This is a genomic window from uncultured Mailhella sp. (assembly GCF_947631555.1).
Lineage (GTDB): Bacteria > Desulfobacterota > Desulfovibrionia > Desulfovibrionales > Desulfovibrionaceae > Mailhella.
Genome location: NZ_CANRLT010000036.1, coordinates 1 through 22,830, shown reverse-complemented (window position 1 = coordinate 22,830; position 22,830 = coordinate 1). Strand labels below are relative to the sequence as shown.

General features: G+C 52.0%; 18 protein-coding genes, 4 tRNA genes and 1 pseudogene. 16 read left to right on the top strand and 7 right to left on the bottom strand.

Features of this window, described 5'->3' with window-relative positions:
• The 5 genes from Q0Z94_RS06570 to Q0Z94_RS06550 form a co-directional block, all read left to right on the top strand.
• A partial coding sequence (locus Q0Z94_RS06570) for an FkbM family methyltransferase (RefSeq protein WP_298068216.1) occupies positions 1 to 579 on the top strand: 579 nt, incomplete at its 5' end.
• Between the two features lie 60 nt (positions 580 to 639).
• Entirely contained in the window at positions 640 to 2,118 is a 1,479-nt protein-coding gene (locus tag Q0Z94_RS06565) for an FkbM family methyltransferase (RefSeq protein ID WP_298068215.1), read from the top strand.
• 22 nt (positions 2,119 to 2,140) lie between these two features.
• The gene (locus Q0Z94_RS06560) at positions 2,141 to 4,126 is read left to right on the top strand and encodes an FkbM family methyltransferase (RefSeq protein WP_298068214.1); all 1,986 of its coding nucleotides are present in this window, start codon (positions 2,141 to 2,143) and stop codon (positions 4,124 to 4,126) included.
• Positions 4,127 to 4,200: 74 nt separating this feature from the next.
• On the top strand, positions 4,201 to 5,352 hold the full coding sequence (locus tag Q0Z94_RS06555) for an FkbM family methyltransferase (protein ID WP_298068213.1): 1,152 nt from the start codon (positions 4,201 to 4,203) through the stop codon (positions 5,350 to 5,352).
• Positions 5,353 to 5,710: 358 nt separating this feature from the next.
• Positions 5,711 to 6,580: an FkbM family methyltransferase gene (locus Q0Z94_RS06550; RefSeq protein WP_298068212.1), complete on the top strand. Its 870-nt coding sequence runs from the start codon at positions 5,711 to 5,713 to the stop codon at positions 6,578 to 6,580.
• Between the two features lie 370 nt (positions 6,581 to 6,950).
• On the opposite strand, the gene Q0Z94_RS06545 is transcribed toward Q0Z94_RS06550, so the two are convergent.
• From Q0Z94_RS06545 to Q0Z94_RS06530, 4 genes are all read right to left on the bottom strand, one after another.
• A tRNA-Phe gene (locus tag Q0Z94_RS06545) sits at positions 6,951 to 7,026 on the bottom strand.
• 113 nt (positions 7,027 to 7,139) lie between these two features.
• The gene (locus Q0Z94_RS06540; RefSeq protein WP_298068211.1) at positions 7,140 to 8,144 is read right to left on the bottom strand and encodes a DUF3426 domain-containing protein; all 1,005 of its coding nucleotides are present in this window, start codon (positions 8,142 to 8,144) and stop codon (positions 7,140 to 7,142) included.
• Positions 8,145 to 8,197: 53 nt separating this feature from the next.
• A complete protein-coding gene (hpt, locus tag Q0Z94_RS06535) occupies positions 8,198 to 8,716 on the bottom strand; it encodes a hypoxanthine phosphoribosyltransferase (RefSeq protein WP_298068210.1) in 519 nt (172 codons plus the stop codon).
• A 9-nt stretch (positions 8,717 to 8,725) separates the two neighbouring features.
• Positions 8,726 to 9,301, bottom strand: a complete 576-nt coding sequence (locus tag Q0Z94_RS06530) for a TlpA disulfide reductase family protein (RefSeq protein WP_298068209.1) — start codon at positions 9,299 to 9,301, stop codon at positions 8,726 to 8,728.
• Positions 9,302 to 9,764: 463 nt separating this feature from the next.
• Here Q0Z94_RS06530 and Q0Z94_RS06525 point away from each other — a divergent pair, with 463 nt between their 5' ends.
• The 5 genes and pseudogenes from Q0Z94_RS06525 (at position 9,765) to radA (ending at position 15,393) form a co-directional block, all read left to right on the top strand.
• Entirely contained in the window at positions 9,765 to 10,769 is a 1,005-nt protein-coding gene (locus Q0Z94_RS06525) for an RNA polymerase factor sigma-32 (RefSeq protein WP_298068217.1), read from the top strand.
• Positions 10,770 to 10,840: 71 nt separating this feature from the next.
• Positions 10,841 to 12,649, top strand: a complete 1,809-nt coding sequence (locus Q0Z94_RS06520; protein WP_298068208.1) for a tetratricopeptide repeat protein — start codon at positions 10,841 to 10,843, stop codon at positions 12,647 to 12,649.
• Positions 12,646 to 13,443, top strand: coding sequence for a hypothetical protein (locus Q0Z94_RS06515; protein ID WP_298068207.1), 798 nt, complete (start codon positions 12,646 to 12,648; stop codon positions 13,441 to 13,443). Before Q0Z94_RS06520 ends, Q0Z94_RS06515 begins: the two co-directional genes overlap by 4 nt.
• Positions 13,444 to 13,464: 21 nt before the next feature.
• Positions 13,465 to 13,898: pseudogene (gene rpiB, locus Q0Z94_RS06510) on the top strand (ribose 5-phosphate isomerase B).
• 151 nt (positions 13,899 to 14,049) lie between these two features.
• Entirely contained in the window at positions 14,050 to 15,393 is a 1,344-nt protein-coding gene (radA, locus tag Q0Z94_RS06505) for a DNA repair protein RadA (RefSeq protein ID WP_298068206.1), read from the top strand.
• 9 nt (positions 15,394 to 15,402) lie between these two features.
• Here radA and Q0Z94_RS06500 read toward each other — a convergent pair whose 3' ends face one another.
• Positions 15,403 to 16,305 carry a 50S ribosomal protein L11 methyltransferase gene (locus tag Q0Z94_RS06500; RefSeq protein ID WP_298068205.1) on the bottom strand — a complete coding sequence of 301 codons (903 nt, stop codon included), beginning with the start codon at positions 16,303 to 16,305 and terminating at the stop codon, positions 15,403 to 15,405.
• Positions 16,306 to 16,484: 179 nt separating this feature from the next.
• On the opposite strand from Q0Z94_RS06500, the gene pth reads away from it, so the two are divergent.
• The 6 genes from pth (at position 16,485) to Q0Z94_RS06470 (ending at position 20,541) form a co-directional block, all read left to right on the top strand.
• Entirely contained in the window at positions 16,485 to 17,087 is a 603-nt protein-coding gene (gene pth / locus Q0Z94_RS06495; RefSeq protein WP_298068204.1) for an aminoacyl-tRNA hydrolase, read from the top strand.
• A 196-nt stretch (positions 17,088 to 17,283) separates the two neighbouring features.
• Complete coding sequence (gene rho / locus Q0Z94_RS06490; protein ID WP_298068203.1) at positions 17,284 to 18,609, top strand: transcription termination factor Rho; 1,326 nt, start codon at positions 17,284 to 17,286, stop codon at positions 18,607 to 18,609.
• A gap of 78 nt (positions 18,610 to 18,687) precedes the next feature.
• Positions 18,688 to 18,764, top strand: a tRNA-Arg gene (locus Q0Z94_RS06485).
• Between the two features lie 431 nt (positions 18,765 to 19,195).
• Positions 19,196 to 19,271 (top strand) — tRNA-Thr (locus Q0Z94_RS06480).
• Between the two features lie 22 nt (positions 19,272 to 19,293).
• Positions 19,294 to 19,370, top strand: a tRNA-Pro gene (locus Q0Z94_RS06475).
• A gap of 556 nt (positions 19,371 to 19,926) precedes the next feature.
• A complete protein-coding gene (locus tag Q0Z94_RS06470) occupies positions 19,927 to 20,541 on the top strand; it encodes a hypothetical protein (RefSeq protein WP_298068202.1) in 615 nt (204 codons plus the stop codon).
• Between the two features lie 733 nt (positions 20,542 to 21,274).
• On the opposite strand, the gene Q0Z94_RS06465 is transcribed toward Q0Z94_RS06470, so the two are convergent.
• Positions 21,275 to 21,916: a hypothetical protein gene (locus Q0Z94_RS06465; protein WP_298068201.1), complete on the bottom strand. Its 642-nt coding sequence runs from the start codon at positions 21,914 to 21,916 to the stop codon at positions 21,275 to 21,277.
• A gap of 106 nt (positions 21,917 to 22,022) precedes the next feature.
• Positions 22,023 to 22,517, bottom strand: coding sequence for a single-stranded DNA-binding protein (locus Q0Z94_RS06460; RefSeq protein WP_298068200.1), 495 nt, complete (start codon positions 22,515 to 22,517; stop codon positions 22,023 to 22,025).
• Positions 22,518 to 22,830 lie beyond the last annotated feature (313 nt).

The window sequence follows — 22,830 nt, the reverse complement described above, 5'->3', positions numbered from 1 at the left end:
TTCTTCACCCTCGGTTCGGAAGACGTCTTCCTCGACTGCGGCGCGTATAACGGCGATACCGTTAAGCGCTTTCTGGAAGCCGTCCACCACCATTTTCGGGCGATACACGCCTTCGAAATCGCCCCTGGCAATTATACGGCTCTTCTTGACGCGGTCTCGGCCCTGCCGGAAGCAGAACGGAGTAAAATCCGCTGCCACAACGCCGGAGTGTGGGATGACGACAAGGGCTTTGCCTACGGGAAAGAAGAACGGGGAACAGGGGAAAGTTTCAGTATCCTCAAGACGGAGCATCAGGCGCAGGCGCAGACTATGCGGCTGGACACTCTGGCTGAAGCCGAAGGCTTTACCGGGCAGACGCTTATAAAAATGGACATCGAGGGGGCGGAACTCAGGGCCTTGAAGGGGGCAGAAAAGTTCCTGCGCCGCTGCAAGCCGAAGCTGGCCGTCTGCGTTTACCACAGGCTGGAAGATTTCTGGGCCATACCGATGTATGTGAAGTCCGTCCGTCCTGATTACCGCTTCGGCGTCAAACACCATCAAAAGGGCACGATCGGCGGAACCGTACTGTACGCATGGTAAAACGTGCGCAACATCTGAGGAACTTCCGAAAATGCCGCAAACCTTAAAGGAGAAACATGTATGAATGATACGGCATACATTTTGTGGGGTGCTGATTACCTTGGAAATAAAGTATATGAATATTGTGCAGGTAATAATATGCACGTTTTATGCTTCTGGGATAAAAATGCGGAAAATATTAAATATTGCAAAGGTACACCTGTTTACACACCATTAGCAGATAAGATAGTCGAGAGAGAGAGAGAGAGAGAGAACTGTACTATTATCATTTGCATCGGAAACAACGTGTTGCGTGCAAAATTGCGAGTTCTCGCAGAGAAGGCAGGGTTCAACGTGCTCTCCGATATGCTGACACTGAAAATTTTTCGCAGCGCTCTTGGCGATCCCCCCGTTTTCATCCGCAGCCACTCTCTTGCGGCCATGACAAACGAAGAGCGGCTTTCTGCGGCCTTCGAGTACGCGGCCTCTTCAAATTATGCCATGTATGACCATGAAAAATATTACAGGGAAAGGACAAGGTTTGCAAAAAATCTTGTTTTCGCCAGCAGGGGATTTTCGCCAAGAAGCGTGGATTTTTTTGAAAATTATGTAAAGAACAACGGCCTTGTTAACCTTACCGCGCTGTGCGGGACTCCGAAAGGTTCCTTTTTGAACCTGCCGGAGTACTCCCCTGAACAGGTGGCAGAACTTGACGATCCTTTTGTGGTTTTGCTGAACTCGAACTGGAAAGACATGGAAGAAAAACTCCGGCAGCACGGAATCCCCTTCTGCACGCTTGGAGATCTTGAACTCAGTGTCTTTGATCATAAACTGGAAGGAGCATGGTTTAAAGCTCAAAAAGAACATATGCTGCGTGCCTATCGTCTCTTTGAAGATGAAGTTTCAAAAAATATATTTGCCGACGTTGTCTGCAATCGCATAGCGCCTCAATACTCTACTCGAAGATACGGCGAATTGATGCCCTTTGGCACTTCCTACTGGGACAGGACTATCTTCGATATAGGTGAGCATGAATGTCTTGTCGATGCCGGAGCGTTCGACGGGGACTCGCTGAGTTCTTTCCTGGACGCTGTGGATAATCAATTCGATGCTGTCTATGCGTATGAATTCGACAAGGAAAATTTTCTGAAACTGAAAGCCTGCGCCGAGTCAACACCAAACAGCGACAAGATATTTGTCATCCCGAAAGGCGTATCAGATAAGGAAGAAACCGTTTCCGTAGGAGGAAGCTCCAGCGGCGGGACAAGTATCTGCAAGGATGGAGATCAGACCGTGGAACTGGTTCCCCTGGATCGTGACCTTGAGGGAAAACGGATAACTTTCATAAAGATGGACATAGAAGGAAGTGAAATGGCGGCTCTGCGAGGAAGCAGCACATTGATCTCCACGCAAAAGCCCAAGTGCGCAATTTCCTGCTATCACCATTTTTCCGATCTATGGAATGTTCCTTTACTGTTAAAAAGCCTGAACAAGGAATACCGTTTTTTCCTGCGTCATCATTCGGACTGCGTATGGGACACTGTCTGCTACGCTCGTTAACAGCAATACGGAGGGATTTTTTATGAAGTATTATGATTTGGTGGTTTCACTTGGACAATATTGTATTACAAGTACTGCATTGAGAAGATTGTCCTTACAGAGAGAATCATACCCTTTTGATTGGTCTGCTGGAATTATTGAAGAAATTACAGGAAAAGGAGGCTTATCCGTAAAAGTTGATTTAATTTGTAATGATTTTAATAATTTTTTTAATTTTGAGGATTTTGAAAATAGAGGCAATAATCAAGAAAACGACACATGGAATTTATGGATTGTAAATAAAAGAACTGGATTGCAGTATAAACATGCTTTTACATCTAAAATACCATTTGAAAAACAATTTGAAGATGTAAAAAATAGATATATAAGAAGAGTAAATAGATTATATAGCGAAATTAATAAAAATAAAAATATACTTTTCGTATTTATTGCTCGCGACAATGGATTTGATAATGAATATTTATTAGATCAATATTATAAATTAGCTAATAAATTTCCCAAAAAAAACATTAATATGCTATATATTATTCATACTGATTCTTTCAATAAGGATGGATATGAAATTAAAAAAATAAATAAATATGTAACACGAATTGATATGAATGTAATATATACAACTGAACAATATCCTGAATCATGGAATGGTAATACAAAATTATATTATAAGATTATGAAAAATATGTATGCTTCACATGCAACCATACAAATATTAAAACATAATATAAAAGCAAAGCGAGTTGAATTAATAAATATGGTGAAAGAATTTTCAAAAATGTTGTATGATCTATGTAAAATATATTGCATTCGATATTCATCCAACATACTAACTGCTGGTAATTTTTTAAGATTGAACCCCTTGAAAGAGAGAGAAAACGAGAAAAAGCGGGAGAGAGAAAATCTTGCTGCGGCAGTTGCCAGTGCCCTGGAGAGCGGCAGCTTCAGCAAGCTGAATATTGTGGAGCGTGCAAAAAACGTTGTGCTCTTCGGAACCGGACGTTTTTTTGAGGAAGCCCTTGAACCCTGGAAGCTGAAGGAACGCCTGCATGTCACCTACGTCTGTGACAATAATCCGCAAAAATGGGGCCAGATCCTGCATGGACTTCCCTGCATTTCACCGGAAGAACTTGCCTCGCTGCCTGACGTGGTGGCCATCCCTCTCGTCGGACAGACACGGGCGATTGAAAATCAACTCGACGCTATGGGTGTACCTCGCTTGAATTTCACGGACTGGACTCTTGAACTGCTCGGCGAGATGCCGCGGTCACGCGAATGGTTTGCCGAAAACCGCATTCTTGACGTGTACGACATGCTGGAAGACGACCTGTCGCGCAGTGTCTATGCCAGCGTGCTCTGCCGGCGCATCGCACCGCAGTATGTAGAAACCTCCCTGTATGACCTCTTTACCGACGATGAATACTTTGCCCATGGATTCTTCACCCTCGGTTCGGAAGACGTCTTCCTCGACTGCGGCGCGTATAACGGCGATACCGTTAAGCGCTTTCTGGAGGCCGCCCACCATCGTTTTCGGGCGGTACACGCCTTCGAGATCGCTCCCGGCAATTATGCGGCTCTCCTTGACGCAGTCTCGGCTCTGCCGGAAGAGGAACGGTGTAAAATCCGCTGCCACAACGCCGGGGTATGGGATGACGACAAGGGCTTTGTCTACGGGAAAGAAGAACTGGGGCCGGAGGGAAGTTTCAGTATTCTCAAGACGGATCATCAGGCACGGGCACAGACTGTGCGGCTGGACACTCTGGCTGAAGCCGAAGGCCTTACGGAGCAGACACTTATAAAAATGGCCATCGAAGGTGCAGAGCTGCGGGCATTGAAGGGCGCGGAAAACTTCCTGCGCCGCTGCAAACCGAAGCTGGCCGTCTGCCTTTACCACAGACTGGAGGATTTCTGGGCCATACCAACGTACTTGAAGTCCGTCCGCCCTGATTACCGCTTTGGCGTAAGACACCATTCCGACGGTGAGTTTTGGGGAACCGTACTGTACGCATGGTAACAAGCCGGATTAAAGAGCTGAAACAGGCACATGGATTTATGACCTCTAACCATGTCAAATTAAAGGAGCATCTTATGAGAGAGAGAGAGAGAGAGAGAGAGAGAGAGAGAGAGAATCTGGCTACGGCGGTTGCCAGTGCCCTGGAGAGCGGCAGCTTCAGCAAGCTGAATATTGTGGAACGTGCAAAAAATGTTGTGCTCTTCGGAACCGGACGTTTTTTTGAGGAAGCCCTTGACCCCTGGAAGCTGAAGGAGCGCCTGCATGTCACCCACGTCTGTGACAACAACCCACAAAAATGGGGCCAGATCCTGCATGGACTTCCCTGCATTTCGCCGGACGAACTTGCCGCGCTGCCTGACGTCGTGGCCATCCCTCTCGTCGGACAGCCCCAGGCGATTGAAAATCAGCTCGATGCTATGGGAGTACCTCGTTTGAGCTTCCTGGACTGGAGTCTTGAATTGATCTGCGAAATGCCGCGGTCACGCGAATGGTTTGCTACAAACCGTATTCTTGACGTGTACGACATGCTAGGGGACGACTGGTCACGCCGTGTCTATGCCAACGTGCTCTGCCGGCGCATCGCGCCTCAGTATGCGGAAGCCTCCCTGCACGACCTCTTTACCAATGATCAATATTTTTCCCATGGATTCTTCACCCTCAGCTCAGAGGACGTCTTCCTCGACTGCGGCGCGTATAACGGCGATACCGTTATGCGCTTTCTGGAAGCCGCCCACCATCGTTTTCGGGCGATACACGCCTTCGAGATCGCTCCCAGCAATTATACGGCTCTCCTTGACGCAGTCTCGGCCCTGCCGGAAGAGGAACGGTGTAAAATCCGCTGCCACAATGCCGGAGTGTGGGATGACGACACGGGCTTTGCCTACGGGAAAGATGAAATTGGTCCGGGGGAAAGTTTCAGTATTTTTAAGACCGCTCATCAGGCATGGGCGCAGACTGTGCGGCTGGATGCTCTGGCTGAAGCCGAAGGCCTTACGGAGCAGACACTCATAAAAATGGACATCGAAGGTGCGGAACTGAGGGCATTGAAGGGCGCGGAAAACTTCCTGCGCCGCTGCAAGCCGAAGCTGGCCGTCTGCCTTTACCACCGACTGGAGGATTTCTGGACCATACCGATGTACTTGAAGTCTGTCCGCCCTGATTACTGTTTTGGCTGCAAACACCATCTGGACGGTGCGATCGGCGAAACCGTACTGTATGCTTGGTGACACGCCGGATTAAAGTGCCGAAACAGGCACATGGGTTTATGACCTCTAACCATGTCAAATTAAAGGAGCATCTTATGAGAGAGAGAGAGAGAGAGAGAGAGAGAGAGAGAGAATCTCAAGCAAAATCGAACTTCTTATAGAACGTTCAGAAAAGGAAGACAAAGTTTCAATTTTTAACTGGAGAGAAAAGCTTAAAAATAAGACAGTCATTGCATTTGGCCTTGGCAAATTTTATCGAGACACATGGAAGAGGTTAGACAAATTATGTACTATTTCTTATTTATCTGATAACAATAGCGAATACTGGGGGAAAACGGTTAATGGCAGAAAAGTCATTTCCCTTGAGGAAATTTGCGTTATGAAAAGTAACCATATACCTGTATTTATCATAATAGTTACAGGCGTTGAATTTTATTTAAAAATTAAAAAACAGCTTGATGCTATGGATATTCCATCAATGCACATCAGCGAACTCCACTTTCATTATTATAACAAGGGCACGGATTTCAAATGGCTTAGAGATAACATGAATAAAATTGAAAGTGCCTATAGTATTTTTGAGGATGAACAATCATGTTTAGTTTTTAAAAATATGTTATCAGGATTAATATATCCTACAGGTCTTCCTTTTATAAATTTATATACGGAAGGAGAATATTTCAATACAGGAATATGGAAATGTGGAAATGATGACACTTTCTGTGATTGTGGATGTTTTGACGGTGATACGTTAATGGATTTCATAAATTGCACGCATGGCAAATTCAATAAGGCATATTGCTTTGAACTGGATAATAAAAATTTTATAACCTTGAAAAAAAATGTATCTTCACTAAATCAAGAGTTACAAAACAAAATTAATATTTATAACCTAGGAGTCTATAAAGAAAACACTAAGGCAACTTGCGGATATGAAGGAGAATCTGACGGATGTGAAATTATTTCATCAGGGAATGGTAAACCATGCGAGCTTGTTAGACTAGATGATATCATAGAAGACTGTACCATATTAAAAATGGATATAGAGGGTGCTGAAATAGACGCTCTGGATGGAGCAAAAAAACTCATACAACATTCAAAGCCAAAATTAGCTCTCTGTGTATATCATCGTCCTGAAGATATTTATGAAATTCCTCTAAAGGTAAAAGAATTCTGTCCTGAGTATAAAATATATCTTCGTCATCATTCTTACAATTTTTTGGATACTGTCATGTATGCCTTTGCCTAGTTCTTTTACGCATTCCTTGATGGGCATTGTTCATCAAAATGAAAACTGGAGGTCATTGTGGCGCATCAAACAACCCATAGAATTAAAAATTGGTCATCCGGCTTTACCGTCAGTTTGAGGATTTCCAGGACATACCGATCTATGTGAAGTCCGTTCGCCCTGATTGCCGCTTCGGCGTAAGAAACAATCTCGCTGACGTAAACCGTTCGTGTTTGCCTGTAACCAGTCCAAGCGGAACTGTCTTGTCACTCAGTGGCAGGGTGGTTCCGCTTCTTTCTCCGGCTTACAAGCGGCCTTAGCTGCCAGGTCAGTTTTTCCTTAAAACCAAAAGGGATTGCAGCTAACGAGCTGTAATCCCTGTATTTTTTCATGGTGCCGAGGGACAGGATTGAACTGCCCACACGGGGATTTTCAGTCCCCTGCTCTACCAACTGAGCTACCTCGGCCAACAAGCTGTGCTATACGTCAGTTTCGCAGGCTTGGCAAGTGTTTTTGGAAATAAGTCCCCGAAACTTCCGCCGTGACCGCCATACAGGCAGGAGCGCAGACAAAACAGGCGCTATTCCGTAAGGTTGCCCGGCTTTCCGGTGATTTCCGCTTCAACGATGCTCACGTTGTAGTCGCTGGCTCCCTGCGGCACATCCGTGAAGACGACAATGAAGGGAACCTCACTCCCGGGCTGCACGTTCATATTTGCGGAAACGATATCCAGCCTGCTGTTCAAGGCGTTTTCCAGCTCTTCCCTGTCCAGCACCTCAAGCTGGAACGGGCTCATGCTTGTTCCCGCAAGCTGCTTCTGGGACGCCAGCACCTCTTTCCTGTTGTTGCAGAGGCTCGCTTCCACGCGGATGAACGAGCGGGCTGATGAGGCGCCGTTGTGTACCTTGCCTTCGATGACGATGAGGCTGCCGATCTTCTTGTTCTGCACGGAGTACTGACGCACGTCCTTCAGGTCCAGTCCCGCTACGGGAGAGGCTGCCTCCGTGTTCAGTTTTTCTCCGTTCGTGTATGGAGAGATAAGCTGTTTGAAGCCGTCCAGATACGGGGTATTTTCCCACATCCACCAGCCGCCGGCAACCATGATCACGCAAAGAAGCATTGTGAACAGCCCCTGGAAGCGGGGCTTCCGGCTTTGGGGCATCTCCAGGCCTCCTGACGGGTGAGTTTCTCCGTCAAGATGAAGCCCCTGCCGTCCTTCCTCTGCGGGCGCGTTGGCGCCGATAGCCAGATCAAGACCGTTTTCCGGCAAGAGCGGGCCGCTGGATACTGAAGCGGACCTCGTGCTGTCGCGCACTGTCTCCCCGCCGCCAGCAAGTGACAGACCGCCGTCTCCGCCGGGAACGTTCCCCAAAGCACTGGCAAGCTCTCCGTTCCCGCGCTGTTCCTTCATTATCGGGGAACTTGCAGCATCCAACGACAGTCCGCCGCCGAACCCGTCTCCCTCCTGAATTTCGGGAAGCAGAAAGATGTGACGGCATACGGAGCAGCGCAGCTTGGCTCCGGGCTTCGCCGCGCCTTCGGGCAGACGATATACGGTTCCGCACTGCGGACAGGTGACATTCATGGCAATCCCCCTTCTGTATAGCTCAGACGCTCTTTCCTCATCTTAAGCCAAGGTCAGCACCCGGTCAATTCGTAAACGGCGGGCAGCGTCCGGTATTTCTCTTCACAATCCAGACCATAGCCGACAAGGAACCCGCCAGGCAGAGAGAAGCCCGCGAAGTCTGTATGAACCGAGACTTCCCGCCGTTCCAGCTTGTCGATCAGCACTGCCAGCCGGACGGAAGCCGCGCCGCGCGCCTGGCAGCAACTGATGAAGAAGTCCATGGATCTTCCCGTATCGACAATGTCTTCCACGATGAGGACGTGACGCCCTTCCAGCGAAAGTTCCACGTCCTTGGTGAGCTGGACATGGCCGCTGCTCTCCGTTCCGCTGCCATAGCTGGCCAGGCGCACGAAGTCGATGGCGACTTCCTTGTTCATGGCCCGCACGAGGTCGCTGAAAAAGAAAAATGCGCCCTTGAGCACACAGATGACCACGAGCGGCTCATCTCCGTACAGCGCATCGATCTCCGCCGCCATTTCCCGAACGCGGCGCTGGATGGCGTCCGCACTGAATACCGGCTTCAGTTCCATGGCGTAACCTCAGCGCCTGATCAGTCCCATGAGGAACTGCTTCATTTCCACGCTCGGCACATATCCGGCCTCGCTTGCCTCAATGCGCCCTTCCCGATTGTAAATGACGTTGAACGGGATGGCGTCAATGCGGTAGGCACGGGCCAGCTCCTCGCCGCCATAATAGACGGGGTAGGCGTCCGCAATCTTCATCTTGCGGACGAAGGCATCCGCCTCGCGGATCGTTTCGTCGATGGCCACGCCAATGATCACGAGGTCTTCTTCGGAGATTTCCTTTCTCATGCGCATGAGTTCGGGAATCTCACGGCGGCAAGGGCCGCAGAAGGCAGCAAAGAAGTTGACCAGGATAACCTTGCCGTGCGCGGCGGCAAGCACGTCCAGAAGCTCTGAAGTGTGCACGGCCTTCAAACCCGTGTTCTGCGAAGACGAAGCGGAAGGCGTGGAAGAAGCAGCGCCGTAGCCCGGCGCGGCCACGGAGACAGGTTCGTCAGCCCAGGCCCTGCAAGGCAAAGCCGTACCAAAAAACGCGCCGGCAAGCAATACGCACAGCGCTCGGCGGGCTGCATGAAGCGAAATGCCACACATGAAGGACTCCTTCTTTTCCCTTTCATAGGCGTCCGCAGACCGGAAGTGCCGCGGACTCCTTTAGGTGTACTGAAAATCGTTGAAAACGCCAACCTTAAACTGTAAGCTGAAAAGCGGCAAACGGGAGTGAGGTCCCGAATGTTTTGACTGTATAAGGATTTCAGGTATGGCAAAAACTTCTGACAAAGGCTCGGCCGCTCCGCTTTCTCCCAAGGACGAAGCGGCCTCCCATGCAAATAAGAAACCTGTGCGCGGAATCCGCAGCTCAGCGGATACCCTAGTTATTCCCGAAAACAAAACAGACTCCGCCAACGCTGCTGAAGAAAAAACTTACGTCCTGCCCGGCCTCTCCCCGGACGGCGAAACCTCCGCTTCTGCCCAAGACGCTTCCCAGGACACTTCCCAAGACGCTTCTCAAGACGCTTCTGAAGACGCCGAACTGGAAGACGAATTTCCCGAACTCATGGCGGACGGTTCCGACCAGTCCATTGAGGGAGAGCTTGTCGATGAGCTGCCGTTCCCGGAACACGGAGACCTGCACGGCGGCGGCCAGATTATCGATGTGGACAGCGGGCTTCCCGCCGTTTCCTCGGGGAATCTGCCCAGCATCTCCGTCCGCGATACGCTCCAGAGCTACCTTCGGGAAATCAGCAAATTTCCCCTGCTGGAGCCGGAAGAAGAACTCGCCCTCGCGCGAAGCGTGCGCGATACGGGCGACCCGAAGGCTGCCTTTCGCATCATTTCCTCCCATCTGCGCCTTGTGGTGCGCATTGCCATGGATTTCCAGCGCCGCTGGATGCAGAACGTCCTCGACCTCATTCAGGAAGGGAATGTCGGTCTCCTGCGCGCCGTGAAGAAATTCGACCCCGACAAGGGCATCAAGTTTTCCTACTACGCTTCCTTCTGGATCAAGGCCTATATTCTCAAATTCATCATGGACAACTGGCGCATGGTCAAGCTCGGCACGACACAGGCTCAGCGCAAGCTGTTCTACAATCTCAACAAGGAACGTCAGAAGCTCCTGCTTCAGGGCTTCGACCCCGACGCCTCCCTGCTCTCGCAGAAACTGGGTGTCACTCCGGATCAGGTGATCGAGATGCAGCAGCGGCTTGACGCTGGAGACGTTTCGCTCGATATTCCCGTGAGCGACGAAAACGGAAGTCCTTCCCGCATGGACTTTCTGCCGGCTCTTGAGCCTGGACTGGAAGAACACCTCGCCGGCACAGAAATAAGCGACATCATTCGTGCCGGTATCGCAGAACTTATCCCCACGCTCTCCGAAAAGGAGGTGTATATTCTGGAACACCGCCTGCTCACGGACGAACCGGATACCCTGCGGGAGATCGGCGAACACTACCATGTGACAAGGGAACGCATACGCCAGCTGGAAGCCCGTCTGCTGGAAAAACTGAAGGAACACCTGCGGCAAAAAATCAAGGATTTTTCCGAGGACTGGATTGCCTCCTGAACCCGTCCCCGCCCATCTTCTGAACGACTGCCCCCCCATGCCCTTTCCGGGCCTTCGCATCAGGAACTGCCATGCCCTATACCATTTTTTCCCGCTTCTTCCCAAAAAGTCCCAACCGAGGCGCTTCGCTCTCCAGATTCGCGCTCCTCACGGTCATGGGAGTCATGCTGCTGCCCGCAGGCTGCACGGCCACCGGAAAAAATGAAGGACTTCCTGTGGCGGACAGCCCGCTCCCTCTGAACAGAATGGAAAGCAGCGTTCCCTCCGCCCGCTCCGAGCAAATCTTCGCCCAGCTCAAACTCGACCGCGCCCTTGCCATCAACGACTGCGCAGGTATCCTCGACGCCTGCGACAGGCTCCTCTCTTCCCGTGAAGAACCTGCCGCCCTTTCCTCCAAGTCCATTATTGATGCGGCGGTCTGGCTCCTGGCCCATGACCACGCCAAAGACGCTGAAACTCTGACGGAGCGTGCAATCAAGGCTCTGCCGGAAGACCTGCCGCTTCTCTCTCTGCATTCCGATATCCTCATCCAGCAGGAACGTGCCGGAGAAGCGCTGCGACTGCTCCGCGAATTTTCACGGAGGCATCCGGGAAACAGCCAGGCCCGGGCGGAACTGGCGCTTGCCCTGCTTCGCAATGGAGAGACAGAACAAGCTCTGACGATTTTCAGAAAAATCCCGCAGAACCAGCTCACGCCGCAAATACGCTTTGCCTATGCGCAGGCGCTGAACTCCGGCCGGCATTTTGCGGAGGCGGAACAGCAACTTGCCGCTGCGGTCAGGGACGATACCGATTATGCGGAAGCGTGGCAGCTTCTCGCGCTTACCAAGGAAGAACTGGGAAAAAGACAGGAGGCTCTGGACATTTACCAGCAGCTTCTGGCTGCGGATCCCTCCAACCGCAGCGCCAGGCTTTTTCTTATCCGCCTTCAGCTCCACAGCGGCGATATGGACGGAGCTGTGGAAAGTATCGTCGAATCGCAGGAATGCGTCCGCTTCGCCGTGGCTGCCGTGACCATGCTTCTCGATGAAAAACAGGTTCCCCTTGCGGAACGGCTGCTCTCACAGCTGGAAACACAGCCCCATGCCCCTGGAGAACTTTATTTCTACCACGGGGCGCTGCTTTATGAAAACGGACTCGACACGGACAAGGCGCTTGAACTTCTCGACAGGGTTCCCCCTGTTTCCCCGGAATACGAAAAGGCGCTGCGTCTCAAGGCCAGCATAGCCCACGAAAAAAAGGACGTACGGAAGACGGAAAAGGCACTGAACGAGCTAAGAGAACTTCGCCCCAATGACATCGACGTTATCCTCATGACTTCGGAACTTTGGATGCAGGAGCAGGAATACGGCAAGGCAGACGCCCTGCTCTCCAAAGCGGTACGGGACTTCCCCGGCAAGGAACAACTGGATTTTCAGCTTGCCTTTCTGCGCGAACTTCAAGGACGCCGGGAAGAAGCTCTGTCCATGATGGAAGACATCGTCGTCAAATATCCCGACAACGCCTTTGCTCTCAACTACGTGGGGTATAACCTCGCCGATGCAGGACGCGATCTTGACCGGGCGCTCACGCTCATTGAAAAAGCCGTGTCTCTGCAGCCAAAGGCGGATTTCATCATCGACTCCCTCGCCTGGGTACATTTCCGCATGGGCAATACCGCCGAAGCCCTGAAACAGATACGGAAAGCGGTACGCCTTGGAACGCAGCCGAACGAAACCGACCCCACCATGCTTGAACATTACGGAGACATAGCCGTGGCCGCAGGAGCCGAAGCCGAAGGGCTTGAGGCCTGGCAGGAAGCCGAGACCCGCTTCTCCCTTCTGGGGGACGAAGAGTCCGCTGCACGGGTTCGCTCCAAACTGGAGAAAACAAAAAAATGAAACGTCGCTTTCTGCTGTTCGGTCTCCTTGCCCTCATCCTCGCCGGATGCGCCCCCAAAAGCCAGCCGCTCATCCCGGACAGCGAAGCCGCCCTGCGCTGGCAGCTCTTCCAGCAGCGTACCGGCAGCCCCCTTGCCTATGATGTGCTGTCGGGAAGCCTGCGTTTTGGCCCCGTCAACGATACAAGGCGCGTCACCTACACCCTGTGGTCTGACTGTTCCGAGGAGGAAAACACCCGTGTCATCCGCCTCAGTGTGAACGCTGGAACGGGAACAAACGTCGCCAATATGCTTTTCGAACAAGGGCGTATGCTCCTTTTCCTGCCGCGGGAGGGCAAAGCCTACGAAGGACTTGAAACCGAAGAAAACATGCGCAGAATCATGGGACTGGCTCTTCCCATGAGCATGAACGATCTCAATGATTTCCTCGCGGGGGGCGTTCTCCCCGCTCTTGACGCTTCAGCCCCTGAGCGCTACCACACGGAAGGCAGCGGCGGCATCGTCTATGCGGTCACGCTGAACGGCCGGCGCTGTGAGCTGGAACTGGACGAGCAGGCACTTCCCGTCCGCTGGACCGTGCCCGGTTCCTGGACGCTGACCGCCCGCTATGACAAGGCCGGACGCCCCGACAGGCTCGACGGCGTCCTTTTCAGTACGCAGGGCGAACAGCGCATGGTTCTTCTGGTTAAGAACCGCCGTCCGGGAACCGACATGCCGGCGTCTTCGCTGGAACTGAAGATTCCCCCGGGCGTTGCGATCTATCCGCTTGATCGCCAGCCGCCGGATCGCTTTTGAATACCTATGGGAGAGACTAGCATGGACACCATTTACATTGCCTCCGACCACGGCGGCTTCAACCTGAAAACCTTTCTCGTCAAACATCTGAAGGATAAGGGCTGCGACGTTCACGATCTCGGCCCCTCCGATCCCGCGAGCTGCGATTACCCGCTCAAGGCGCAGGCTGTGACGGACGCTCTTAAAAAGGATGAAAAGGCCTTCGGCATCCTTGTCTGCGGAACCGGCATCGGCATGAGCATGGCGGCGAACCACGTCCCCGGTATGCGCGCCCCGTCTGCACGACCGAATACCACGCCACCTACGCACGGGCACACAACAACGCCAACATCATCTGCCTCGGCGAACGCGTCACCGGCCCGGGACTGGCCGCCGACATGGTAGACCGCTTTCTGTCCACTCCTTTCGACGGCGGTCGCCATTTGCGCCGCATCAATATGTTCAGCGGCAAATAGCCCCCCCCGACCACAATCCGGCTGCCTTGTGACTCAGCCACGGGCAGCCGTTTTTTATCCGCTCACATACCGTCTTGAGTGCGTTTCAAAAAAATCATGCGTGTCACATGATTAAGGAAAGTCGTCCCTTCCTCCCGCCCGCGAGCGTCCTATGCCAAAAATCCGCGAAGTCTATGTATGCAGTGCCTGCGGCGCGCAAAGCGCCCAATGGCAAGGCCAATGCCCCAGATGCAGAGCGTGGAACACTCTGGAATTGACGCGCATGGATCCGGAGCCGCGCCGTGCCTCTTCCCGAAAAACGGGCGGAACAAACGGCATTTTACCGCTCAAGCATGTTTCCGGGCAGGAACTCTCCGCCTTCGGAACCGGGCTTGAAGCGCTGGATCGCATCCTTGGACGCGGCTTCATGCCCGGCGCGGCCATTGTTGTCAGCGGGGAGCCGGGCATCGGCAAGTCCACCCTGCTGCTCCAGCTCGCCGGAGCCGTGGCCCGTGAGGGAAAAACCGTACTCTATGTGAGCGGTGAAGAGTCACTCCCGCAGATCAAGGGACGCGCAGAACGTCTGGACGTTCTCCACGACAAGCTGCTTGCGCTCGCCACAAGCCGCGTGGAAGACGTGTTCTCCATTCTGGAAAGCCCGGATGCTGTGCCTGCCCTCATGATCGTGGACTCGGTACAGACTCTGGCCTCGGACAGTGCCGAAGGGCTGCCCGGCAATGTCAGCCAGGTCAGAGCTGTCGCTACCGAGCTTGTGGAACGCTGCCGCCGCGCCGGCACCACGCTGGTGCTCGTAGGCCATGTGACCAAGGACGGTATCCTGGCAGGCCCGCGTCTGCTCGAACATCTTGTGGATACGGTGATTTCCCTCGAAGGAGACAGGCGGGAAATGTTCCGGATGCTGCGCGTACTCAAGAACCGCTTCGGACCCAATCAGGAACTGCTCATCTTCCGCATGGAACGCTCCGGTCTCCAGCTCGTCGAGGATCCATCCACGTTCTTTCTTGGAGCACGGGACACCTCACTCAGCGGCACGGCCGTGGTCATGGCGGTGGACGGTCAGCGCCCCTTTGCCGTTGAAATTCAGGCGCTGGCGACCAGAAGTTTCCTGAGCATCCCGCGCCGCACGGCTCTCGGATTCGATGTGAACCGCCTCCACCTGCTTCTGGCCGTACTGGAAAAACGCCTGCGCCTCAATTTTGGGCAGGCGGACATCTACGCCAAAATCGGCGGCGGGATGAGACTTCAGGAGCCTGGGCTGGATCTCGCTCTGGTGGCAGCCGTCTTGTCCTCGTTCTATGACATTCCGCTCCCAGAACGCTGCGTCCTCTGGGGCGAAGTCGATCTCAACGGCCAGATCCGCCCGGTGTCCAGTCAGGAGATACGCATGAAGCAGGCGCTTCGGCTGGGCTATACGCCGATACTCTGTCCGGGAACCGCCGGACAGCGCGGCGTGGCTACCGTGTCCGACCTGCAGAAAATCCTTTTCAGGAAATAACAAATCCTTTCAGACTTTCGGCCAGAAGAAGCAGACCCAGTCGTCAGCGTCCGGACGTTCCGCACTGGCAGAACGTGTGGGATCCGCAGCCGAAGAGCGCACAATAAGGCGTGCCGGTTCGCCCATGCCGCGGTAGGCTTCCAGCATACCGGGGACCTGCACGGCGAGAAAGCCGGAGACGATGAGACAGCCTCCTGGTCTTAATGCGGCAAGCAGCCGTGGGGCCATTTCCTGCAGCGGTCCCGCAAGGATGTTGGCGATGACCACGTCAAACGTCCGCTCCTGCGCCAGCTCCACGCTGCCTTCCCGAATCTCGAACGCCTCCGGATCCACGCCGTTCAGCGCGCTGTTTTCCAAAGCATTGCTGACAGACAGCGGATCGATGTCCGCGCCAAGGCCATGAAGCCCAAGCTTCACGCAGGCAATGCCAAGAATGCCCGTACCCGTGCCCAGATCCAGAAAGCTCTGCCCCGCACGGAGCCTGCCCGTGAGGCGCAGACGGCTGATGGCCTCCAGACACATGGTCGTGGTGGGATGATGCCCGGTTCCGAAAGCGGATTTCGGCTCGATGACGAGGGGAGTCCGCGCCCCTGGATCCTGATCCTTCATCCACGGCGGCAGGACGAGAAAATCTCCGGCCTCCACCGGTGTGAAAAATCTGCGCCAACCGGCAAGCCAGTCCTGATCGGGAAGGACTTTCCGGGACAGTCCGGCCTGAGGAAGCACCTGAGAAATGCGCACGGCAAGTTCGTCCCTGAGCTGTTCCCGCTCCGTTGTAAAGCGCAGGAGCGTCTCCCCGGACGTCAGAGATTCTTCCTCCCATCCGGCATCGGCTACGCTGGAAACGAGCGCCTCGGCCAGAGGAAAATCTTCCTCTGTCACCACAATATCCAAACGGTACAACCTGGGCATGATGTGACTCTGTCCTCTTCGCCAAAATATCGTTGCAACTTCTTTCTAGCACTCGACACGCCCCCTTGCCAAGGAACACTTGACAGAAAAAGCCGTATGCCGCACATTTTCCCCGTTCTTTCGCCTTGCCACTCTTCCTTTTACGGACACATCTGCGGACACATCTAAAGAAAGAAAAAATGGATCTTAGCGGACTCATCGTCGGACTTGGCAATCCAGGCCCCCAGTATCAGGGCACACGGCACAACATCGGCTTCATGTCGGTGCAGCTTCTGCTTGAGGAAATGGAACGGGGCACGGGCCAAAGCCCGGAACAGCTTTCCGGGACAAAATTCAACGCCCTGCTCTGGCGTATCCGTATCCCCAACGGCGGAACCTGGCTGGTGGCTGAGCCGCTGACCTTCATGAATCTCAGCGGAGATGCCGTGCAGCCGATCATGGCCTGGTACGGACTTGCGCCGGAACAACTCCTCGTTGTGCATGACGATCTCGACCTCGACCCGGGCCGTCTGAAGCTGAAAAAAGGAGGAAGCTCAGCCGGGCACAACGGTATCAAATCCATCCAGCAGCGACTGGGCACTCCGGAATTTTACCGTCTGCGCGTAGGCATAGGCAAGCCGCAAAGCCGGGAACAGGTCAACTCCTGGGTTCTGGGCCGCTTTTTCGGCGCCGACAAGGACGCCGTGGCCGAAGCCTTCCCCCGTGTTGTTGATGCGATCCTGCGCTTTGCCATCGACGGGCCGGAACGGGCCATCAATATTGCCAACACCCGCTGCAAGTGAATTCTCCGTGGGTCTCTCTGTGTGTACTCTTGCCAACAAGAAAAAAAACAGGTATGACGTCTCTATCGAATGTCTTACCCATTCGATTATCCCTCTTTTCTTTCGCTCCGTGATGAGATCCATGTGATCCCAGCGATGCTTTTTGCCGGTTTTTCTCGTTACTTTACCCTTCTCCCTTTTGTATGGTGGTATCTCTATGCCCGTTAGGAAACGCAAAGCGCCTGTCGAGCCTGAAAACGAAGACACACTTTCTATTCTTGATGAAAGCGTCCTCAATCTTACGGAACTTAAAACACGCAAGATGCAGGATCTCATGGATCTGGCTGAAAAATATCAGCTGGAAAACGCCAGTTCCATGCGCAAGCAGGAGCTTATTTTTGCTCTTCTGCAGGCATGTGCCTTGCAAAACGGCGCTATCCACAGTGACGGCGTTCTTGAAATCCTGCCCGACGGCTACGGCTTCCTCCGCTCTCCGCTGTGCAGCTATATGCCCGGGCCGGACGATGTCTACGTCTCCCCGTCTCAGATACGGCGCTACCACCTGCGCAAGGGAGACTGCGTGTCCGGGCAGATCCGGCCTCCGAAGGAAGGAGAACGTTATTTCGCTCTGGTGCGGGTGAATGAAATCGGTTTTGAGCCGCCGGAAAACGCCGGTCATCTGGTTCTTTTCGACAACCTCACCCCTGTGTATCCGGATCAGCAGCTCCGCATGGAGACCGACCCGAAGAACCTGTCGTCACGCATCATCGACCTCATGTCTCCCATCGGCCGCGGGCAGCGCGCCCTCATTGTGGCCCCGCCCCGCACCGGCAAGACCATACTGCTTCAGACCATTGCCAACGCCATCAACGCCAACTACCCCGATGTGTACCTCATCATTCTCCTTGTCGATGAACGCCCGGAAGAAGTAACCGACATGGAGCGCACGGTCAAAAAGGCCGAAGTGGTCAGCTCAACCTTCGACGAACCTCCGCAGCGCCATGTGCAGGTGTGCGAGATGGTTCTTGAAAAGGCCAAGCGGCTGGTTGAACGCAAGCGCGACGTGGTCATCCTGCTCGATTCCATTACCCGCCTCGGCCGCGCCTACAATACGGTGACGCCCTCCAGCGGCCGCGTCCTTTCCGGCGGTCTGGACGCCAACGCCCTTCAGCGGCCCAAGCGTTTCTTCGGCGCGGCCCGCAATATCGAAGGCGGCGGCTCGCTGACCATCATCGCCACCGCTCTTATCGACACGGGTTCCCGCATGGACGAAGTCATCTTTGAAGAATTCAAGGGAACCGGCAACTGTGAAATCTATCTGGATCGCCATCTTTCCGACAAGCGCGTCTTCCCCGCCATCGACATCAACCGCACCGGAACCCGCAAGGAAGACCTGCTGCTGGGCGAAGAGGTGCTCAACCGCGTCTGGATACTGCGGAAACTTCTGGCTCCCATGTCTCCCATCGACAGCATGGAATTCCTGCTGGACAAGATAAAGGGCACCAAAAACAATAAGGAATTCCTGAACAGCATGGGACGCTGACCGGAACATCCTGCGCGGGAAAAACATTGACAAAGACCCGGCCGCAAGGCATAGTTCCCCCACGTTCCTTGTCATCATGCGCCCGTGGCTCAGCTGGATAGAGCGACAGCCTCCGGAGCTGTAGGTCGCGCGTTCGACTCGCGCCGGGCGCACCAGAATACCATCAAAAGGTCAGGTGTTTGTTCTGCATCTGACCTCTTTTCGTCTCTTTTGTGTGTTTTAACACCTAGTTCCAATCTCCAGAGAACCATGGAATGTCTGAGTGTGGGAGGGCACATGAAAAATGAGAATCTTCCGCATGAGAAATGAGAACGTGCCAAAGCAAAAAAAACAACGTTGGCACGTTTTTGACGGCAGCTCTGTCATGCTCTCCGATCTTCTCATGAAACCAGCTGAAAACATTCCGATGGACTGCAGGAAGCTGACGCTTTGTCACGAATTTGAATCTTCCTCTCCTCCGGATTTTCACACGATTCAGCCGTGTTCCAGTGCTAGCGGCCTTTTCCAAAGTTCTGCACGGAAAAACACGAACAACGCTTGACAGGCAGCAAGCATCCTGCTAACTAATCTCTTCGCCCGAAGAAACGCTCATGTAGCTCAGTTGGTAGAGCGCATCCTTGGTAAGGATGAGGTCAACAGTTCAATTCTGTTCATGAGCTCCACGTTCTTTTCAGGGTTCAGAGTCGGGATGTAGCGCAGTCTGGGAGCGCACTTGAATGGGGTTCAAGGGGTCGCTAGTTCAAATCTAGTCATCCCGACCAGAATTTAAAAGCACCTGTGAATTCATCGCAGGTGCTTTTTCTGTTACGGCTTTTTAACGTCACTCTGTATTACTTAGAGGTTGAAAACATTCTATTTTTAGGAATATAATTTATCATATTGTATGATTTATAATATTTATAATTCTTTTAATAACTCAAAAAACTATTCAAAATTAATATATTTTTGTTTATTTTATATAAACAATATATTAAAAAAAGACTATTAAAATTCATTCAAAGCGATTTCTATTTATTTGAATAAATCATAAGCTTTCATATCCATAACTTAGAAAAGTGTCATTAATATGATAACAGATGGTTTACATTCTCCTCTTAGCACTTCTCGAAGATATACTGGAATAATATCTGCACGGATGGACAGTTGTCGTTGATATTGAGAGCAAGCCTCCGCTTTTCTAAACATTCTGAGATAGCTTGATAAATTTCGCGTTCGTCTTTCATCTTATAGATAATAGCAAATTTTTTTCTTGACTAAGCAGTGTCACATTTGTAATCTTGGTTACATATGTAACATCACTTTAGGAGGTAGACTTAAATGAAAACTACTATTTCTTTCTTTGTATTTCTACTTTTGGTATTTTCTATGCCTTTTGAATCACAGGCTGAAGAAATTTATATTACGGTGACACCAACTGCAAAAGCTTATTCAGAATTAAATTTAACACAAACAGTAGAATTACGTGGACCAAATATTAAAGGATTTCAATTAGGACAAACAAAATCAACAGCTGAGGAAAATTTTAAACGTTTAGGCTATAAGTGTAAAACTGTACCTATAGACTATTTAGGCCTTTTTCCAGATAAAGCAATAGTTCTAACGTCTTCAAATGGGCTTGGAGTTGTTATATCGGATAATGTCATTAGAGGAATTGTAATATCTGACTCTGGACTTACAAATATTTTTAATGCTAAAGGTTCTAGAAAAGGATTTTTACAAGCTTTTGTAAACAATTATAATATACCAGAATTAACAAAAGACGTTGAAATAAGGGAGAATATTATTAATGGATCATTTTTTACAGTTACAAATTATACATATCAAGATGATACGACAGGATGGAGTATTAGATGCTCAACTGTAAATGATAAAATAGAAGTTATGAATATAGTAATAGAATCAATTCAAAAAGTAGAAAAATTCAAATTTTAATTGTGATAATATTATAAATATAAAAAAGCTTTTTGGATTTGGTGTATTATTATATTAGTAGCATTAGAAACTTCAAAAGTAGAAAAAAGCTTTTCTCTTTCAGAAGAACTAAGTCCTTGAATCGCTTTTTTAATTTCAGAAAGAGTCCTTTGTTGTCTCATTATGTTAAATAAATAATAACAATAGGATAGACGATATGTCAACCTCTAAGTAATATAGCGGGTTTAACGTACGCCGCTCTCTTATCTCAAAAAACTTTCTTCAGCACCGCAAGGCCGCTGTGCGCTTTTCCGATACCTCGAAGGATAAGCCCGCCACATCAGACTTTTCCTTCCCTTCCCGGTCGAACTCATTGTTTCAAGCGTGAATCCTGCGACTTCAAAGCTATGGCCATCTTTTTGCAATGATGATTTGAGCCTCGATCTTTCAAGCTGATCGTCACCACACCTCGCCTGAAGGGCGGGCTTATCAAAGGACACAAGCATGGGAGCCACTCACAAAAAACGCAGGCGCAATGCCCCGAAGAGCCTGTCTTATCGGTTCGACCAGGTACACAAAACCTGTTCGGAAAAGCCACAGGCAAGGACTTAAGCTGCTCAACTGCCCGCTGCCTTCAGGCCAATGTCGGAACTCTCGGCGTACCGGCAGGTTTTCTGAAGAACAGGTAGCGCATGGGGGCGCTGCCGGGGCACGCACCCAAGGTTTCACTCGCGGCAGACAAAGGCCATCTCTGTTATGCCTGTTCCTCATGGAGCAGAGGCTCAAGCCGTGCAAGAACCACGGCCTGCCCGAGGACGAAAAGCACCTGGGCCGTACTCTGAAGAAAGAGCATTGCCTCTTCGGCAGGTCTGTTTCTTGCGGTTCCGCTCCATGCCGCCAGGGCCATGATGCTCCAATTTCCCTTGACACAGGCAGCGAAGCGGTCTCCGTCCGGGGTTCCACCCGGCATACCGGCCATGTCCAGAGCCGCTTCCTCCAGATGATTCATGCCCTTTTCCTGTGCCAGAAGCGCAAACAGATTCGCACTGAGAAGTTCTTCGCCTACCGCATTCCAGATGTTGGCGGCCGCAGCACCGGCAAAACAGCAGGCTCCCAGCACCGTCAGCGGATCCACCTGCTTATTCCCGGCATGGTATCCGCGCACACATTGTTCAAAAAACGGCCGCACCAGTGCGGAAAGCTCGGAAATACTGCGTACCGTATCTTTCAAAAAGCCAGCTTTTGCGGCTTCCCCCGCCAGCATATCCTGAAGAGAGCGAAGGTACTCCCTCAGCGATTGCCTCAGCTCCGCATCATTTTCCATGACGACCTCCGCATGAACGAAATATTTTTCCAGAGACCAGACGACCGCCCAGGACTTCCGTACATCAGCCAAGGTGCCTTTTTCAGTGCAGTAAGGCACAGAAAAGGACGGACGCCCGTTGACGCCGTCCTTTCGATATCGTTCAGTCCTTCCTTATGGCCGGTCAGAAAGACTCCCCTTAAAAGGGAACGTCATCCATGGTGCTTACTTCCGAGGGGAAGACCGGGCCGTTATCTTCAAAGCTGTCCTGCTGCGGCTGGGGAGCGCGGTTGAATGAGCGCTGACCTCCCTGCCTGGGCACGGAAGGCCGCGGCGCACTGTAGCTATCGCTATCGCCTTCCGCGCTGTTGCGGCGATCCAGGAACTGAACCCGATCCGCACGGATCTCCGTTGAATAGCGATCCTGCCCGTTCTGATCCTGCCATTTCCGGGTCTGGAGTCTGCCTTCCACATAGACGAGACTGCCCTTGTGCAGATACTGATTGCAATTTTCCGCAGCCCGCTGGAACACGACAACGCGATGCCATTCCGTGCGTTCGACCCGATTGCCCTCCTTGTCGTTGTACGATTCATCCGTCGCTATGCGCAGCGTCGCCACCGGGGAACCGCTCTGCGTGTACCGCAGTTCGGGATCCGCGCCCAAGTGCCCTATAATCATGACTTTATTCAGCATGGGAACTCCAACATTTTTCGGCGTTATGCACCATGATGCACCGGAAACGTATCCGCTTCCTACCCTGTGACTCTACGGTTAATGCCGAAGGAACACAAGAAAAATTCTGCACCTTCGTCACTCCCCGCTTCGGAGGTGTGACCATGTTCGCAGGCTACGCCGGACGAACACGCCGTCTGTGCTCTCTGCTCGCTGCCGCTCGCGCCATCCGGCGGATAAGGAAGAAAAATCCATCGTGAGAGTATCACTTTAATAATGATAAAAGTTCTTCGATCTTGCCGTTAACGCGAAATCGCTGAAACAACGCCAGAGA